At 45.1% G+C, this 16,314-nt stretch carries 13 protein-coding genes; 8 read left to right on the top strand and 5 right to left on the bottom strand.

The window, feature by feature from the left end:
• The first annotated feature begins 384 nt into the window (after positions 1-384).
• Positions 385-1,578 (top strand): NADP-dependent isocitrate dehydrogenase, encoded by a 1,194-nt coding sequence (locus tag HRQ91_RS08095; RefSeq protein ID WP_210119074.1) that lies wholly within the window; start codon positions 385-387, stop codon positions 1,576-1,578.
• A gap of 111 nt (positions 1,579-1,689) precedes the next feature.
• Here HRQ91_RS08095 and HRQ91_RS08090 read toward each other — a convergent pair whose 3' ends face one another.
• Positions 1,690-3,759 (bottom strand): fructose PTS transporter subunit IIA, encoded by a 2,070-nt coding sequence (locus HRQ91_RS08090; RefSeq protein ID WP_210119073.1) that lies wholly within the window; start codon positions 3,757-3,759, stop codon positions 1,690-1,692.
• 186 nt (positions 3,760-3,945) lie between these two features.
• Between HRQ91_RS08090 and pyrE the strand changes: the two genes are divergently transcribed.
• Positions 3,946-4,701: an orotate phosphoribosyltransferase gene (gene pyrE, locus HRQ91_RS08085; RefSeq protein ID WP_246473194.1), complete on the top strand. Its 756-nt coding sequence runs from the start codon at positions 3,946-3,948 to the stop codon at positions 4,699-4,701.
• A gap of 89 nt (positions 4,702-4,790) precedes the next feature.
• On the opposite strand, the gene HRQ91_RS08080 is transcribed toward pyrE, so the two are convergent.
• Positions 4,791-5,366, bottom strand: coding sequence for a hypothetical protein (locus tag HRQ91_RS08080; protein ID WP_210119072.1), 576 nt, complete (start codon positions 5,364-5,366; stop codon positions 4,791-4,793).
• A gap of 47 nt (positions 5,367-5,413) precedes the next feature.
• Between HRQ91_RS08080 and HRQ91_RS08075 the strand changes: the two genes are divergently transcribed.
• Positions 5,414-7,558 (top strand): hypothetical protein, encoded by a 2,145-nt coding sequence (locus tag HRQ91_RS08075; protein ID WP_210119071.1) that lies wholly within the window; start codon positions 5,414-5,416, stop codon positions 7,556-7,558.
• A 3-nt stretch (positions 7,559-7,561) separates the two neighbouring features.
• Here the strand turns inward: HRQ91_RS08075 and HRQ91_RS08070 are convergent, their stop codons facing one another.
• Positions 7,562-8,125 (bottom strand): MBL fold metallo-hydrolase, encoded by a 564-nt coding sequence (locus tag HRQ91_RS08070; protein WP_210119070.1) that lies wholly within the window; start codon positions 8,123-8,125, stop codon positions 7,562-7,564.
• 6 nt (positions 8,126-8,131) lie between these two features.
• Entirely contained in the window at positions 8,132-8,782 is a 651-nt protein-coding gene (locus HRQ91_RS08065) for a pentapeptide repeat-containing protein (RefSeq protein WP_210119069.1), read from the bottom strand.
• On the opposite strand from HRQ91_RS08065, the gene HRQ91_RS08060 reads away from it, so the two are divergent.
• From HRQ91_RS08060 to HRQ91_RS08045, 4 genes are read left to right on the top strand one after another with little or no spacing between them, the layout of a single operon-like run.
• Entirely contained in the window at positions 8,764-9,156 is a 393-nt protein-coding gene (locus HRQ91_RS08060) for a hypothetical protein (RefSeq protein WP_246473193.1), read from the top strand. The genes HRQ91_RS08065 and HRQ91_RS08060 overlap by 19 nt on opposite strands.
• Positions 9,147-9,983 (top strand): glutamate racemase, encoded by an 837-nt coding sequence (gene murI / locus HRQ91_RS08055; protein WP_210119068.1) that lies wholly within the window; start codon positions 9,147-9,149, stop codon positions 9,981-9,983. Before HRQ91_RS08060 ends, murI begins: the two co-directional genes overlap by 10 nt.
• Before the next feature lie 48 nt (positions 9,984-10,031).
• Positions 10,032-11,261 (top strand): LL-diaminopimelate aminotransferase, encoded by a 1,230-nt coding sequence (locus HRQ91_RS08050; protein ID WP_210119067.1) that lies wholly within the window; start codon positions 10,032-10,034, stop codon positions 11,259-11,261.
• Between the two features lie 24 nt (positions 11,262-11,285).
• The gene (locus HRQ91_RS08045) at positions 11,286-12,407 is read left to right on the top strand and encodes an acyltransferase family protein (RefSeq protein ID WP_210119066.1); all 1,122 of its coding nucleotides are present in this window, start codon (positions 11,286-11,288) and stop codon (positions 12,405-12,407) included.
• Here HRQ91_RS08045 and HRQ91_RS08040 read toward each other — a convergent pair.
• Positions 12,404-13,660 carry a hypothetical protein gene (locus HRQ91_RS08040; RefSeq protein WP_210119065.1) on the bottom strand — a complete coding sequence of 419 codons (1,257 nt, stop codon included), beginning with the start codon at positions 13,658-13,660 and terminating at the stop codon, positions 12,404-12,406. The genes HRQ91_RS08045 and HRQ91_RS08040 overlap by 4 nt on opposite strands.
• A 179-nt stretch (positions 13,661-13,839) precedes the next feature.
• Here HRQ91_RS08040 and HRQ91_RS08035 point away from each other — a divergent pair, with 179 nt between their 5' ends.
• Positions 13,840-16,308, top strand: coding sequence for a chemotaxis protein CheA (locus tag HRQ91_RS08035; RefSeq protein ID WP_210119064.1), 2,469 nt, complete (start codon positions 13,840-13,842; stop codon positions 16,306-16,308).
• Positions 16,309-16,314 lie beyond the last annotated feature (6 nt).

The raw sequence follows: 16,314 nt of genomic DNA, 5'->3' as shown, positions 1-16,314 counted from the left end.
ACCCCGCGTTTTGTTTAGAAACAAATAATTTACGGATAAAATATACCGTATCCGGCGTTTTTTCAATATCCTTGATTAAAATATGCGGCGAACGGCAGGAGAAGGAAATGGGGCGTTGCTGAGGAAACGGCGGATTTTGTCGTGTGGACGGCAGGACGCTTTCGGGAGCGCAGTCTTTCCTATAACTTTCCCGTAATTTTTCGACATTTGCCGGCGCGGTTTTTATGGGCGAGGCCCCGTCGGTTTCCCTGAGCGATCGGTTCCCGCTTGCGTTTGATTCCCGGTCGCGGTTGGTTTTCGGCTCGGTTTCTGGAGGGCGGTTTTCCGGCTCGGGTTCAAATTCCGCCTTGCACGGTACGCGCCGTCTATGTATAATTTAACGCTATGAGTAAGATTTACATGAAAAACGCTGTCGCCGAACTCGACGGCGACGAAATGACCCGTGTTTTGTGGAAAGTTATAAAAGACAAACTTTTGTATCCCTTTGTCGAATTGAAGACCGAATATTACGACTTGGCTCTTAAAAACCGCGACGAATTCGATGATGAGATCACTTACGAATCCGCAAAAGCTATTCGCCGTCTCGGGATAGGCGTAAAATGCGCTACGATCACGTCGAACGCCGCACGCGTCGAAGAATATAAATTAAAACGTCTGACTCCAAGTCCCAACGGAATAATCCGCGCTGAACTTGACGGAACGGTTTTTAGAAAACCGATTTTGGCTTCAAATCTGCACGGAACGGTTTCCTGCTGGAAAAAACCCATTGTCATAGGGCGGCACGCTTACGGGGACGTATACAAAAATTGCGAAATCAAAACCGACTGTCCGGGCAAGGCCGAACTTGTATTTACGGGAAACGACGGAAAAATCATCCGTAAGACAATTATGGAAATGGATTCTCCCGGGATCATACAGGGAATCCATAACCTGGATTCTTCCATAGGGGCGTTTGCGAGAAGTTGTTTTATGTTCGCTCTTAATGAAAAAATGTCGGCTTGGTTCGGCGCAAAAGACACTATTTCAAAAACTTATGACGGAACTTTTAAAGATATATTTCAGACTGTTTATGACAGAGAGTTTAAAGAAAAATTTGAAAAACTGGGCTTGTCGTACAATTACACTCTCATCGACGATGCCGTCGCGAGGATTATGAAAAGCGAGGGCGGAATTTTATGGATATGCAAAAACTATGACGGAGACGTCATGAGCGACATGCTCGCTTCTGCTAACGGGAGTCTTGCTATGATGACGAGCGTTCTTGTAAACCCTGAAGGCGTTTTTGAATATGAAGCCGCTCACGGAACCGTTCAAAAGCATTATTACCGCTATCTGAAAGGCGAAAAAACTTCTACAAACCCAGTCGCGCTTATTTTTGCGTGGAGCGGGGCGCTTTCAAAACGCGGAGAACTTGACGGCACTCCGGATCTGTGCGGCTTTGCCCGTAAACTCGAAGATGCTACGATAAAAACCATCGAAAGCGGCTATATGACGGGCGATCTGGCCGGAATAGCGCAGGGCAAGACCGAAGTTCTGGATTCTTGGCAGTTTATAGACAAAATCGCGGAGCGCTTGTAGTAAGGGCGATTGTGAGCGTGCGTGAGCGGCGAAGATTTTGTGAAGTCTGTTTGCAGCTTTTCAAGCCGCGTCTCTCGCGGCTTGAAAAGGACGGCGTCTTTTTCAAAAGGCCTATTTTTTATTCACGGATTCTATGACAGATAAAATTTCATCCGCGCCGTTTGCCGCAAGAAGCTTGTCGCGCAATTCGGTTTTTTGCAGGATGCCCGTTACCGACGACATTACCTGCATCTGAGGCGATTCTCCGCTTTTCGGGGAAACTATCATCACAAATATTTTGGCGGGTTTTTTATCCAGCGAATTAAAGTCCAGTCCTTCTTTTTTTATACCGAAGGCTACGCAGATCTCTTTTACGCCGTCCGACTTTGCATGCGGCAGCGCGATGCCGTTTTCAAGCCCCGTGCTCATGATATTTTCACGCGCTTTTATGTCCGCAAGAACGGCTTTGTGATCGATCACCTTGCCCGATTTTTCAAGCAGCCAAACAAGTTCTTCAAGCACATCTTCCTTGTTTGTGCTTTTAAGCTCACTGCTTATAACGTCCTTTGAAATAACTTTTATAATAGCCGGTTCCACGCGGTTTTCGGAATTTATGAGTCCCTGTTTTAGGGCGTTTGTGTTTTTTAGGGCTTCGAGCGAGCAAAGCGAATTATTCAGTCTGAGGACAACTTCATATATTTCACCCTTTACAAAGCCCATGTCTTCCATAGCCGTCTGAATATTGAGCTTCGAACCTTCCGCAGCGACTGCAAGAGAAACGTCGCCTTTTCGCGCCTGCGCGACACCTTCGGCTATATTGAGCATTTGAATGTAAAAACCTTCTTTGCGCAATTCTTCTATGAACATGTCAAGGATAAGAGTAGCGATTTCTTCGTCTTTAAAGTCCCAAATAAACTGCTGACTTTCGGACGATTTTATTTCTTTGCGGGTGCCGCGTCCCTTTATTCCTAAAAGCACATTTAAAAGAGGGGGAGCCGCCAGAGTGGTTACAAGAGTCATCAGTATTATTACGCTGAAAAGTTCCTGATCTATTACCTTGGCCGTAAGTCCTATTCCGGCGATTATGAGAGCTACTTCGCCGCGCGGAATCATGCCTGCGCCGATTCTTATTGCGCCTTTCAAATTGAATCCCAACAGGAAGGCGGGTCCGCCGCAGCCTATTATTTTTGCGATTATAGCAAGGGCAGTATAGACAAAGCCGAATATGAGAACTGCAGGATTTGCGAGTTCCCTTATGTTTACGCTCATACCCATTACGGCAAAGAAAATAGGCACAAAAAACTTATATATTCCGTGGATTTTTTCTTGTATTACCGGAGCTATTTCAGTGCTCGAAAGGGCAAGGCCTGTCGTATATGCTCCTATTATCATCGCAAGTCCGTGCTTTTCGAAAATACCGGCAAGCACCAGCGCAATGCCGAACGAGGCTATGGTAAAGTCCGACGAGCCGCCAAAAAGCCGTACGAAACGCGCGATCTGCTTTGAAAAAATTATACTCAGCGCGGTAAAAACAAGCCATATGGAAAACGCTTTGAATGCGATAAGTCCTATCTTTCCGCCTGAAACCGCAGCTCCGCCAGAGAGGGCGGAAACGATTCCCATGACTACCGCCAGCAATACGATTCCCAAAACGTCGTCAAAGACGGCCGCCGCAAGTATCGTAACGCCTTCGGGCGAATCCATCTTTTTTTTGTCGGAGAGAATGCGCGCCGTGATTCCTACTGAAGTCGCCGTAGACATAATTCCTAAAAAAAGGCTCCGCACATCCATAAAATTTGTTTTAAGCATGATCATCGCGGTTATATTCCCGAGCAAAAAAGAAACGGCCACTCCGCCGAATCCTATTATTCCACCCGTAACGGAATATTTAAGGAACAGTTTAAGATCCGTTTCTATTCCCGACGAAAACAGGAGAATGATCGATGCCAGTATCGAAAACGAATAAAGTTCCGGAGTTACCGCAAGTGAAGCCGAATTGAGCGGGAAAAGTCCGTCTGCAAATCCCGGCAAAGGAATTGTTCCGAGCGCATACGGCCCTATTATTATTCCTGCGACCAGTTCTCCTAAGACGGAAGGAATACCGACTTTTTCCGCCAGATTTCCGAATATCCGCACTGCAAAAATGATCACTGCAATCTGAAAGACCAGATGCGTCATAACTTCGGTAATGTTTTGTTCCATAAATGGCTTCTCCCATAAAAACTTTTGCAGGCTCTCGCAACGAAGTTTCAAGCCTGTTTAACAAAAGTAGCGGCGGTATTTTAGCCGGTGCTTTTTATCATTCTCCATAAAAAATGAAAAACGCGTTATTTTTCTGAAAAACAAAGAAATATTTGCATTTGACGCAAAATTATATCATTTTTTGCGTTGAAAATCAAATTCGGCTGCGTCTTTGCCGCCGCCGAATATCTGTGGACTTTAAAATTATCCTTATGTTACTATCTTGTCATGGAAGACTACAAAAAAGAATTTATAGATTTTATGATATCGTCGCAGGTTTTAAAATTCGGTGAGTTTACGCTTAAGAGTGGCCGGCTCTCTCCGTTTTTTATGAACGCGGGCGCATACGTTACAGGTTCGCAGCTTGTGCGGCTCGGGGAATTTTATGCAAAAGCGATCCGTGAAAATTTCGGAGACGACTTTGACATATTGTTCGGCCCGTCTTACAAGGGAATCCCGCTTGCCGTAGCAACGGTAATCGCTTACAGCCGTCTTTACGGCAAAGAAATTCGCTACTGTTCGAACAGAAAGGAAATAAAAGATCACGGCGACACGGGAATTTTACTCGGAAGCAAGATAATTGACGGCGACAGGATTGTCATGATCGAAGACGTTACGACTTCGGGCAAATCTATAGAAGAAACATTGCCCGTCATAAAATCTCAGTGTTCGTCTCCGGATTCGGTTAAAATAGTCGGTCTCATAGTAAGCCTTGACCGTATGGAAAAGGGCAAGGGCGAAAAATGCGCTCTTGAAGAAATCACAAATTTATACGGATTCCCCGCACGTGCGATAGTTTCCATGAAAGACGTCGTAGAAGCCTTGCATGTTCCCGGCGGAATTATCACAGACAAGATAAAGGAAAAAATCGACGCGTACTATGCAAAATACGGCGCGGTTTAAAATCTTTTTTGTCCGTCGGAGTTCTCTGGCTCCGCCGATTTCCACTGACGTGCGCCTATGTTCGCCGACACCGTGGCAAAATCCGGTATTTAGTTTTGAGTTTTTTTTAACTTTACCCAGAGCGAACCGTCGGCGCTCCAAAAATATCCTTCTTTTTTAACGTGCGCTATCTCGAATACGCGGAAATTCTTAGGAAGAACAACGCGTGTTTCGTCTTTTATTTCACGGGGAACGATATTTTCAAAAAAAGGCGACCTAGGCTCAATATCAAAAGTTCCGAGCGTCATATTTTGAACATAGCTTTTTTTATCGAATTCTACCGTAAACGAAAGTAAAACGCCGTTTTTGTTTACGACGACGTCTTTTGTCTGCACCAGAGAAATCCCGTCCTTTATTTTTTTTAAAGCATCTTTTATTCGTTTTGCGTAAGATTCGCCCGTTTCTTCGCCGCTAAAATCCTGAAAGTTTTCCGTGCAAACATCAGGACGGTTTTTGAAGGTCTCCGCTGCGGCGTCAATAGAGCCAATAGCGTCAAGCTCAAGCCATAACGGAAAATACGGAAAAATCCTGTTTGTTTTACACTTGTTTATGCTGTGCAAAAGCTTTTTCTGCATGTCCGCAAGAAAAATCCTGTCCGAAGGATGCGGGACTATAAAAAACGCCATAACGAAAAAGTATAGCACTTTTTGGCCAAACGGTGTAGTATTCGTTTATGAAATCGCTTTTTCTTTTCTTTTCCAAGAAAATTTCAGTAATAAAATTGCTTATAAAACGTTTTTTTGAACGAGGTAAGAACAAAAACCGCTCGGCCGTGATCGCTTTTGCCGCTTTGTTTATATCGATTTTTGCCTTGTTGTTCACTCTCGTGCGCAATTCAGGGGGAATTTCACATCTTCAAATCGCTTTTGAAGACCAACAAATCGTTCCGTCGTCTTTATACGCCGTAAACCGCAACGCAAAAAAGGCTTTTATTCCACGAGGAAGGCCTACCGTTTCATCACATATGTCTGCCGATCGGTCTTCCGGCCGGTTTTTTCCATCCGGTCCGTTTTATGTCCGGTCGTCTTACGCTTATTTTGCCTTTACCGAAGAACAAAAGTCTCTCATGGAACTTCAGTACGGCAGGAACGGAGGAGCCGCATTTGCGCTTGAAGCTGCGGTTAAAAAACTTTCTCCGAAAAATCTTTCGCTGCTTAAAACTTCAAAACTGCAAAAAACCTTTTCGATGGGATTTTTATACGAAGAAGATTTTGCATCGTTCGGAAAACTTAAAAAAGAAATAGGCGGAAGGCCTCTTTTCAGCGCAGATCTTGCTTCCTTTGCTTCCGAAAAGGACGTGCGTTTTACTTTGGCGCTTTGTTTTTCGCGGGAAAAAGACGATAGAAATTTCCGAATTCCTTCAGGCTTTTTTGTTTACAGCGCCTTGCCCGCCGCATTTGTCAAAGCGAGCCTTATTCGTCCGGTCGTAGGATGGGATCAAAGTAAAATGTTTTTTGCCTTCGCTCCTAACGGCGGAACTGCGGGGAGCGCCCTGCGTTCTTTTGACTTTTCAGGTGCAGAGTCCGTTTTCCCCGTGCAAAATACGGCCGATTCGCTTATGCCGCTTATAAAAGTGGGCTTTGCGCCTGCGGAAGGGGCTTCGGTCGAGGGGACATTCGCAGTGGAGCTTGAAAAAAACGCCGCGATGCCGGGAGGCGCCGGAGTTTCCGACACGGCCTCATCTGCCGAATCCGTCGGAAAAACAGCCGTGCCCGGATCGTCAGCATCCGCCGAACCAGCTGAAATTTTCGCAGCACCCAATGCCAAGATCATTCCCGTGACTGTATCGTTCGGAGGAGAAAAACTTACCTTTTACTATACAGGCATCCAAGGGCAGGGGCTTACCCAGTGCGTCCCTGCGGCGGCTCTGCAGTCTCCCTTCGATACGGTGTCGCTCGGCGATAATTCTTCTTTGGTTTCATCCGTTTTGATGGAAGCAGCGCCCTCGGAACTGCTTAGAAAAAAAGACGGAAATGTGCTTCGCCCCTATGTTTGCGATCCCGGTCTTGTAATATCGTGGAAGCGCCGCACGTGGAGGGGACAGGACTACGAGCTTTTTGAATGGCCGCAGTTTCCGGGGGTTTTGTTCTTTGACGTAAAGTCTTATTCGATACAGAGAGATTTTTTTAGGCGGCTTGCGTTTTATGCGGAAAAAAGCGGTTACCGCGGCAAGCTGCTTACGGACTCAGAGCTCGGCAGCCTGCACGGATACAATGCGTACGATTACGGCGCCGTTTCTTTGGCGAATTTTTTTTCGGATGCATATAAACAAGGCTTCGCTTTAAATCAAAAGGAGTACCTTTTGCGCGACATTCTTTTGGAAAACGGAGTTATCGTAAATAAGAGCGACGGCGCTTATGACGCAGGGTGCGGTGCTGTTATTTCGATTTCGCAGGAATCCCAGGAATGGCTTAGAAGAACCTTTACCGCACACGAAGGCTGGCACGGAATATTTTTTACCGACGCGGATTTTAGAAATACCGTCGCCGCCGTTTACTACACGATGGATCAAAACGCCCTTGCGTTTTTGCATCAGTTCTGGTCTACCCAGCCGGGACTTCAATACGATTTAAACGACACTTATCTTATGCATAACGAGACGATGGCCTATCTCATGCAGCAACCGCTTTCTCAGCTTCAACCGTATTATATGGCCCGTGCGTCATGGGTTTCCGTTCAAAAAAATCAGAAAGCGAGCGCCGATTACATCATAAAAACAAAGGCCGCCGGTCTTGAGGATGCCGCCGCCGTGTTGGATTCGTATGCGTTTGACAGATGGCGTTTTAACGCGGGCAGAGTCTGGCTTACAGTCCGCTGAAAATCACAACACTATATCGCTGTTAAAATGTTTTTCAGTCCCTACCGTCGTTATAGGGCCGTGCCCGGGCAAAAGTATCGTGTCGTCCGGTTGTGAAAATATCTTGGTCTTTATGTTTTCTATGAGCATTTTTTTTCTGTACAAGCTGCCTGTCGAGCTTATTTTTCCGGCGGAAACAGTGTCGCCCGTAAATATTACCTGTCCTATCTTATAGATCATGGAATCGGCTGTGTGTCCCGGCAGCGACATATACTGAATTTTAAGTCCCGCAGCGAGAATATGACCGTCCGCCTTTAAGACCGTCGTCCTTTCTTGGGCTACGTCCAGATCCGCCGCGTAAATTTTAGGATCGTAAATTTTTAAAAGAGTTTGAAGACCTTTTACATGACTTGAATGATTGTGCGTTATAAGCACTGCGCGTAAAGCATAACCGTCGCCTTCCAGTCGGTCGATCATATGACCTGTGATCTTGCCGGGGTCGACGATCAAAGCCTCTTTTGTGTGTTCGTTTACGACAAGATAACAGTTTGAAAACCCCGTGATATTAAGATAAAAATAAATTTTCATTTTACCTCACGAAAGTCCCGCCGTAGAAAATAATTCGCTTCCGCTTCTGTCAAATTCGGCTTCGCGGGTGTTTGACAGTTTAAAAGAAGCGTTTTCCTGCTTTATTTCCCAAAAAACCGTCTTTTTTATGTTGCAGTTCCTAAAGGAAGTATCGATCAGATCCGCCTTTATAAAACGGGAATTGTACAGATCCGTGTCGTCAAAGGAAGACTGAAACGCTTTAAGACCGCAGAAATTGTCTTGAACAAGGTCGCTTCCTGTAAGGAGAGTGTGTGAAAACGTACATCCGCCGAACGAGCAGAACTGTATGTTTGATTTAAGCAGATTGCAGTCCGTAAAGATAGAAAAATCAAAAACGCTCATGCGGCTTCTCATCTCTTCGGCTTTTATGTTGGAAAAAGTACAGTGCTGAAAGTTGCAGCCGTAGAATTTTTTGCCGCTGAAATCAAGATCGCAAAAAGTGATTCCCGAAGCGTTAAGACCTATGATTTTTTCATGTGCGCTTATATAAGCCAAAATATCCTGTTTCGCCTTTTCCGGATCGGGAATGTGATCTAGGCAATAGCCGCCCGTTCCTATTATATTTCCGCTGTCGTCAAAAGAAGACAATTCCGCTTTAAGACAGGAAGAAACATGACATGGAGTTTGCTGAAACATACGATAATCCTACGGTATTGCGCCGCTTTAGTCAAACGTATAAAATATCATCCATGTGTTGGAAATGCGGAAATTCTATTGCTCAAGGAACTTTTATTTCCCGTACTTCCGAGTGTCCGGTCTGCGGCGCGGATCTGCATTCGTGCAAAAACTGCCGCTTTTATTCGCCCGGATCTTATTACGATTGCCGCGAAACCGTCAGCGAGCTTGTGCGCGATAAAGAAAAATCCAATTTTTGCGATAATTTTACGATAAAGCTCGTTTTTTCAGGGATTTCGGAAAAAAACGGAGCTGCGGGTAAAAACGGCGCCGATGCGGGACAAAGCGCCCGCGACGCTTTTAACAGTCTTTTCGGAAGTCTTGTATGTCCTTGAAGTTCGCTTTTTTTGATTCGGGCACCGGCGGTATCCCTTATATGCAGTTTCTCAAGGAAAAATGCCCTGAAGCTTTTTGCGTTTACCTTGCCGATACAAAGCACTTTCCGTACGGAGTTAAGAGCGCCGACGACATAGTCCGATCGTCTTCAAAGTGCGTATCCTTGATCTTAAATAAATGGAACCCCGATGCGATCATCATCGCCTGTAATACTATTTCGGTGACGTCTCTTGATATTCTGCGTTCCCGTTTCCCGCACGTGCCTATAATCGGAACCGTTCCTGCGATAAAACTTGCCGCAGAGGTTTCAAAAAACCGCGTGATAGGGCTTCTTGCAACGGAAGGAACCGTTTCCAACCGGTATACAAAAAAACTCTGTGAAAATTTTGCTTCCGACTGCAGACTCGTGCCTAGAGCCGACACGGATCTCGTATATTTTGTAGAAAACAAATTCTTTACGTCCGACAAAGAGGAAAGGCTTAAGGCTGTGCGCCCCGCCACGGATTTTTTTATTTCTTCCGGCTGCGATACAATCGTTTTGGGCTGTACTCATTTCGTTCATCTTAAAAAAGAGATAGAGGAATGCGCCGGGGCCGGCATTACCGTTGTGGATTCCCGCGAAGGGGTAGTGCGCCAGGCGCTTAAAACGACAGCTCAAATTCCGCCCAAAGAAGACGCCGATATTTTCGGCGCAGTTTCAGATCTATTGCAGGAACATACCGCCGATCAATCGCTTTTCGTTACGGGATTTTCCGGAAACGACGAATCGGAAAAATACGAAAATTTATGTTTGCATTTGAATATTCCCTGGGGCGGAATCGCCTGAGCGCTTAACCTATTGGCTAAACAACGTCGTTTCCTGTAAGATCGCATTATGATAAACAGAAACAAAGGATTTGCCAATTTAACTGCAGGATATCTTTTCCCCGAAGTTGCCAGACGCCGCCGCGAATTTGCTGCTCGTCATCCGGACGCTTCTATAATAAGTCTTGGAATAGGGAACACGACGGAACCTCTTACGCCGCACATTGCAAAGGCCATGTCGGACTATGCGCTCGCTCTTTCAACGCCTGAAGGCTATTCCGGTTACGGAGACGAACAGGGTATGGCCGCTCTCCGAGAAAAGTTGGCTCAAGTTTTTTACCCGAATATGATTTCTCCGGACGAGGTATTCGTTTCCGACGGCGCAAAATGCGACATAGCGCGCGTTCAAGTTCTGTTCGGTAAAGACGTAAAAATTGCCGTACAAGATCCGGCGTATCCGGTTTATGTGGACGGCTCAGTCGTTATAGGCGCGGCGGGAAAAATGAAACAGGACGGAACGGGCTACGAGGGTATCGTTTACATGCCCTGTGTTCCTGAAAATAATTTTTTCCCCGACCTGTCTGTCGTTCCTCCCGATTCCGTCATCTATTTTTGCTCTCCGAACAATCCTACCGGAGCTGCGTCTTCTAAAAAAGAATTAGAGCATCTGGTGGATTATGCGCTTAAGAGAGGGTGTGTCATAATATACGATGCGGCTTATTCGGCTTTTATACGCGATCCGTCTCTGCCTAAAACGATATATGAAATTTCCGGCGCCGAAAATTGCGCGATAGAGATAAATTCTTTTTCAAAACCGGCGGGTTTTACCGGCGTAAGGCTCGGATGGTCGGTCGTACCTAAAAAACTGAAATTTGCCGACGGGAGTCTTGTTCATTCCGATTGGAACCGCGTGATGACGACTCTTTTTAACGGCGCTTCCAACATTGCGCAGGCCGGAGCTCTCGCCGCCCTCGACGAGACGGGACTTTCGGAAATGAAAAGCCTTATCGATTATTATCTTGAAAATGTCAAGACAATGACGGCCGCGTTATCCGCCGAAAATTTCAAAAAATCCGGCGTAAAGGTTTACAGCACGGGTAATTCTCCGTATTTGTGGGTGTTTTTCCCTGGATATAAGAGTTGGGAAATCTTCGATAAAATTCTTGCCGAATGTAACGTCGTCGTAACGCCGGGATCGGGCTTCGGCCCTGCGGGCGAAGGCTTTGTCCGCTTCAGCGCATTCGGGCATCACAAAGACGTAAACGAAGCGTGTAAACGTTTTTCGCGTCTGCATTTTTAAGTAGCGGAAAAAACTGAGGGAAATATGTTGGATGAAATAAATTCAAAACGGATAACAAGTCTGCGATATTTATTGATATGTTTTGTGGTATTTATTCATGCTAATTTGACCCCTGATAATGCAATAAATTATTATCATTATGATTTTGCACAGCCGTATTGGATCGAGGTTTTTAAGAATATTGTTTGCGGAACGCTAGGAGAAGCCGCCGTTCCTCTTTTTTTCTTTTTCGCATCGATTTTACAGTTTTCAAAAGCGGATACGTATCCTGCCTTGCTGAAAAAAAGAAGCAAATCATTGTTTCTTCCTTATGTTTTGTGGACTTTTATAGCAATATTGATGTTTTTTGTCGGACAATCGATTCCACAGACGGCAGATTTTTTTAACAATCCGATAAATGTGATAAAAAATTGGAACTACAAAGATTGGTTTGGAGCTTTTACATATTATGACTCGGACGATAATCTGAGACTTCCTTTTGTATATCAGTTCTGGTTTTTGAGGGATTTGATGATATTCATAATTCTGTCTCCTCTTTTAAAATTATTATGTGAAAAATTGTCCGCTATACTACCCGTATTTGTCTTTATTGCAGCGTTGAGAGAAATCCCGTTGGGATTTACCGTTTCTTCAAGAGCTTTGTTTTTTTACCTTGCAGGATATTACACTGTAAAATATGAAATAGATATCTTTAAAATAGCGGATAAAGTAAAGCTTTATGAATATATTGTGTTGTTTATTCTTGCAGTTGTTTTTGACGTATGTTTTGCAGGAAAATATCGTTTCGGTTTTATCGGTACGCTTATTTCATGTCTGTTTTTTCTAAAAATTTCAGGTTATTTTATTAGGAATCAAAAGCTTTATTCTAAATTGGATTATTTATCCGGTTTTTCTTTTTTTCTGTATGCGGTGCATGCTCCGTTTTTAGGAACAGCAATAAATAAAATCAGCCAAAAAATTATTCCGCTTCATGGAATATTAACTTTAGTCCAGTTTTTAGCCGCAGGTATTCTGACAATTATACTAGGGACTTTGTACGGGATGGTATTGAAAACAATTTGTCCGCCTATATTTGCATTTTTAACCGGAGGGCGAATTGCTCGAGGAAACAAAGAGACTGCGGAACTTAACCGGCAAACTAGTTAAAAGAATTTTTTGCAGCTTACGTTTGCCGTAACCGCTTTTTCCCGTCTGTTTTTTATATTCGTGACGACGATCTGTATCATGGTTTGAAAAATACAGGACGGCGCCGATACGGTTACGAAAGGAGAAACTTTGACGTTTTTTTCTTCTTTCGCGGCTTTTTTTACGTCATCCGCGATGTCTTTTACATAGCTTAAATTCTTTTCAGCCCATGAAACGCTGAGATGCGAGCCCAACTGTACGGTATTCCTTTTTGACCGTATGCTGTCCGTAAAAAGCGCGACGTCGACGCCCAGCGAGTCGTCTATAAAGAAAAGAGAGTCTACCGTTTCTTTTGGAAAACGGAACAGGCTTAAATACAGCTTCGCATAGCGGAAAACTATTCGCGGTTCGATCAAAAGGTAAAGGTCGTCCTCAGAAAAATCTACGTCCATGCTGCCGTTGCGCGTAAGTTTTACGTCTTTAAATCCCGCTTCCGCAAAAATACCGCCGCGGTAGTTATTGCCTATGAACATTTCCATGCCCGCATGCAAATATAGTTCGTCTATGACGAGGAACGTCGTGTCGCCGTTTGAATTTTCCGATTTAAGAGGCGCTCCTATTCCTCCCGCCGCATCCATACAAAAATTATTAAATGCGCAGGCGAACCTGAGATCTCCATTGAATTCGTATTTATCGGTGTTTTGATGATTTACGTATATAAAGGTTCCAGCCGCAAACGGAACTATATCGGTTTGAAGTATATAGGATCCCCCTATTCCGTAAAACGGAAGCACGGAAGACCTTTTCAGCCCGAGCCAGCTTTGCGTGAGCATGGAATCGATCGGTTCTATGCCGAAGTGCCGTCTTAAAAATATGTCCGAACCTATGGGCTCGTATGTTCCCGCAAATAAACTGAAAAAATTAGAAAAATTCCCGAATAAAAATTGTTTTGTAACGGAAAGTTCGTCGATTTTGAATTTTGCGTCAGTATCTTTGAAAATACCGTTTGAGATCATGTCGGCCGTTTCAATTGAAAATTCCGAGCGGACTGTGACGTTCCCGGGAAAATCAAATTGCCCTGAAAAAAAAGACTGCAAATTCATAGTCGGATCAAAATAATCCGAGTTTGCGTCCGACTTAATATCCGTTTTGGCACCGGCTTGGCCGCTGAACGAAGTCATCGCCGTTATGCGCTCCGCGTATAAAAACAGGCTTAATACAAAACACAGTCGCACAGCGCTTTGTAAAATACGGTAAAAATTACGAAATTTCATACTTATAAATCCCCGTTTATCTTATCGGCATGAATATCTTATTTGCACAGACTGATTTAATCAATTCCTTGAAATTTTCCGCTCCGTCCATCTTCGTGTTCAATGATTTTTATATAAATATTCGTCCATTTTGCCGTTTGTTCTTGACATCCTTTTGCTTTCCGATAGAATAGAAAAGTATGAGTGATTATTTGGATGCTAATAATGAAGAACTGTTGAAGGACTTTTTTTCGGAAGCCGAGCAACAGGTTGAAAATCTTGAAAGCAATATTCTTGTTATAGAGAATGATCCTTCAAATCATGAAGCCATTGATGAAATATTCAGAGCCGCCCATACGCTAAAAGGTGGTTCAGCCACCGTAGAGATGAACGAATTGGCTACCTTCACTCATAGCGTCGAGGACGTACTTGACGAGCTGCGTTCCGACCGGTTAAAGGTAGACGAAAATGTCGTAGACATATTGCTGAATTCCATAGACGTAATTAAAAATATGCTTGAGGCGCGTTCGAACGGAACCGTATACGACGGCGACGTCGCGCCGCTTTTGGACAAACTTCATGCGTTTATTCCCGCAAAAGATAAAACCAAGGGTAAAACGGGAGCGCAGTCTTCCTCCAAGCCGTCTATCGCCGTTCAAGCGTCTCCCGCACCTGCGGCAAGTTCTTCTCCTGCCGCCGCGCCGAATCAGGAAGGTCAGGCGGTTTTTGTTACCGAAGCCGAGTACACGGAGCTTAAAAGAGCCTGTACAGGAAAGCAGCGCCTATGGACCGTTACCGTTCAGTTTGACGAAAATAATCCGATGAATTCCGTAGGCGGAATTCAAGTATTTTCAGCACTCAAGGCTTGCGGCACCGTTTTAAAGACAGTTCCGGATTTTGACGCTTTATACGAGGATGAATTTTATCCTACCGTAGTTTATTTTTTAGCTACCGAATCTTCCGCAGAGAAATTGGAAGACATCGCCTTTTTAAGCGACGTTACTTTGAGCACCGACGCAAAGGAATTGACGGAAAATTCGATTAAATCGGACGCTTCCGGCGCGGCGCAGTCTTCAGGTCAGGCGCAACAGCAGCCTTCCGGCGCAGCCCCCTCCAAACCCGCCGAAGCCCAGTCTTCGAGCGCGGCAGCTTCTTCGTCAGCGCAGGCCGCGCCGTCTCAGACGGAAGCGGCGCCCGCGGCTTCTCAAAAATCTTCTACGGATGAAAAAGGCGAAGATAAGCCTAAAACGGCCGCGGCAGCTCCTTCGCATTCGTCCGCCGCAAGTTCGATTCTCCGCGTGGATTCCAGGCGCATAGATTATCTTTTGAATCTGGTAAGCGAAACCGTCATAACTAAGGCTTCATTCAATCAGCAGTCTAATCAGCTTTCCGAACAGCAGATACAGTTCCAGAGCCTGGAACTCGCGTATAAAGAGCGTATCCACCGTCTTTTTGAACAGATTTCCAAATATTTTCAGGAAGTTCAAAACGGCGCTTCCGTAAAGGACATTCAGACGGCAATAACTCAGGAATTCGGAGATATTTATTCCTTCTTCGACGCCTTTGAAACTTCTTTTAAAGGTCTTGCGCTCAAATTCCGTGCTTCCACCCAAAATTTGGGGCGTATTACCGGAGAATTGCAGGAAGGCGTTATGAAGATCCGCATGGTTCCCATAAGCCAGATATTTAACCGCTTCCCGCGCGTAGTGCGCGATTTGCAGAGGGATCTCAATAAAAAGATCGACCTTGTAGTTGAAGGTGAAGAGACTGAATTGGACAAGACTGTCGTTGACGATCTGCTTGATCCTATAATGCACTGTGTCCGCAATTCCGTAGACCACGGAGTTGAGTCGCCTGCCGACCGTGTCGCCGCCGGCAAGAGCGAAACCGGTACCGTTACTTTAAAAGCCGCAAACGAAGGCAATATGATCAATATAGACATAAGCGACGACGGAGCGGGCATTAACATTAAAAAAGTAAAAGAAAAAGCCGTTCAGCGCGGACTTATTCATCCTGATAAGATTCTTACCGAACAGGAAGCCGCACAGCTCATATTCCATCCGGGTTTTTCCACAGCCGACAAGATAACTAACGTTTCTGGCCGCGGAGTAGGGCTTGACGTTGTTAAAACGATGATCGACAAACTTAACGGAACGGTTACCGTTTCTTCGGAATTGGGAAAGGGCACTACGTTCAGCATTCGTCTGCCGCTCACGCTCGCCATCATACAAGGACTTTTGGTGCGCGTCGGAAAAGAAGTGTATTCCATACCCGTTGCGTCCGTAATAGAAAGCCGCCGCGTGCATTTGGATGAAATCAGCACCATTGACAATTACGAAGTTCTGAATGTGCGCAACGAGGTTATCAGCATACTTCGCCTTAACCGGCTGTTTAATATTCCCGTAGACGATTCAGGAGAATATCACTATATAGTTATCGTAGGCGCTCAGAATAAAAAGCTTGGAATAATGGTGGACGCCTTGATAGGTGAAGAAGATGTGGTTATTAAACCGCTTCGCGATCAATTTACGGATTCGCCGGGAATCGCCGGCGCCTCCATTTTGGGGGACGGCTCTGTTTCCTTGATTATCGACGTATCGCAGCTGCTTGATTTGGGCGTGAGTCAGGAAATAGATGCACAAAAAGCTGTCGCTGCCGGAGGAGTGTAGGAAATT

Origin of the sequence: Treponema parvum (assembly GCF_017893965.1) — a bacterium.
Taxonomy (GTDB): domain Bacteria; phylum Spirochaetota; class Spirochaetia; order Treponematales; family Treponemataceae; genus Treponema_D; species Treponema_D parvum.
The sequence above is the reverse complement of the archived record's forward strand: the minus strand, read 5'-3'. Positions and strand labels throughout refer to the sequence as shown.

Coding starts and splice junctions, on each gene's coding strand:
- HRQ91_RS08060 (WP_246473193.1), top strand. CDS start 8,764: ATGGAGTTTGCTGAAACATACGATAATCCTACGGTATTGCGCCGCTTT.
- HRQ91_RS08095 (WP_210119074.1), top strand. CDS start 385: ATGAGTAAGATTTACATGAAAAACGCTGTCGCCGAACTCGACGGCGAC.
- HRQ91_RS08045 (WP_210119066.1), top strand. CDS start 11,286: ATGTTGGATGAAATAAATTCAAAACGGATAACAAGTCTGCGATATTTA.
- HRQ91_RS08080 (WP_210119072.1), bottom strand. CDS start 5,366: ATGGCGTTTTTTATAGTCCCGCATCCTTCGGACAGGATTTTTCTTGCG.
- HRQ91_RS08050 (WP_210119067.1), top strand. CDS start 10,032: ATGATAAACAGAAACAAAGGATTTGCCAATTTAACTGCAGGATATCTT.
- HRQ91_RS08065 (WP_210119069.1), bottom strand. CDS start 8,782: ATGTTTCAGCAAACTCCATGTCATGTTTCTTCCTGTCTTAAAGCGGAA.
- HRQ91_RS08035 (WP_210119064.1), top strand. CDS start 13,840: ATGAGTGATTATTTGGATGCTAATAATGAAGAACTGTTGAAGGACTTT.
- HRQ91_RS08075 (WP_210119071.1), top strand. CDS start 5,414: ATGAAATCGCTTTTTCTTTTCTTTTCCAAGAAAATTTCAGTAATAAAA.
- HRQ91_RS08090 (WP_210119073.1), bottom strand. CDS start 3,759: ATGGAACAAAACATTACCGAAGTTATGACGCATCTGGTCTTTCAGATT.
- murI (WP_210119068.1), top strand. CDS start 9,147: ATGTCCTTGAAGTTCGCTTTTTTTGATTCGGGCACCGGCGGTATCCCT.
- HRQ91_RS08070 (WP_210119070.1), bottom strand. CDS start 8,125: ATGAAAATTTATTTTTATCTTAATATCACGGGGTTTTCAAACTGTTAT.
- HRQ91_RS08040 (WP_210119065.1), bottom strand. CDS start 13,660: ATGAAATTTCGTAATTTTTACCGTATTTTACAAAGCGCTGTGCGACTG.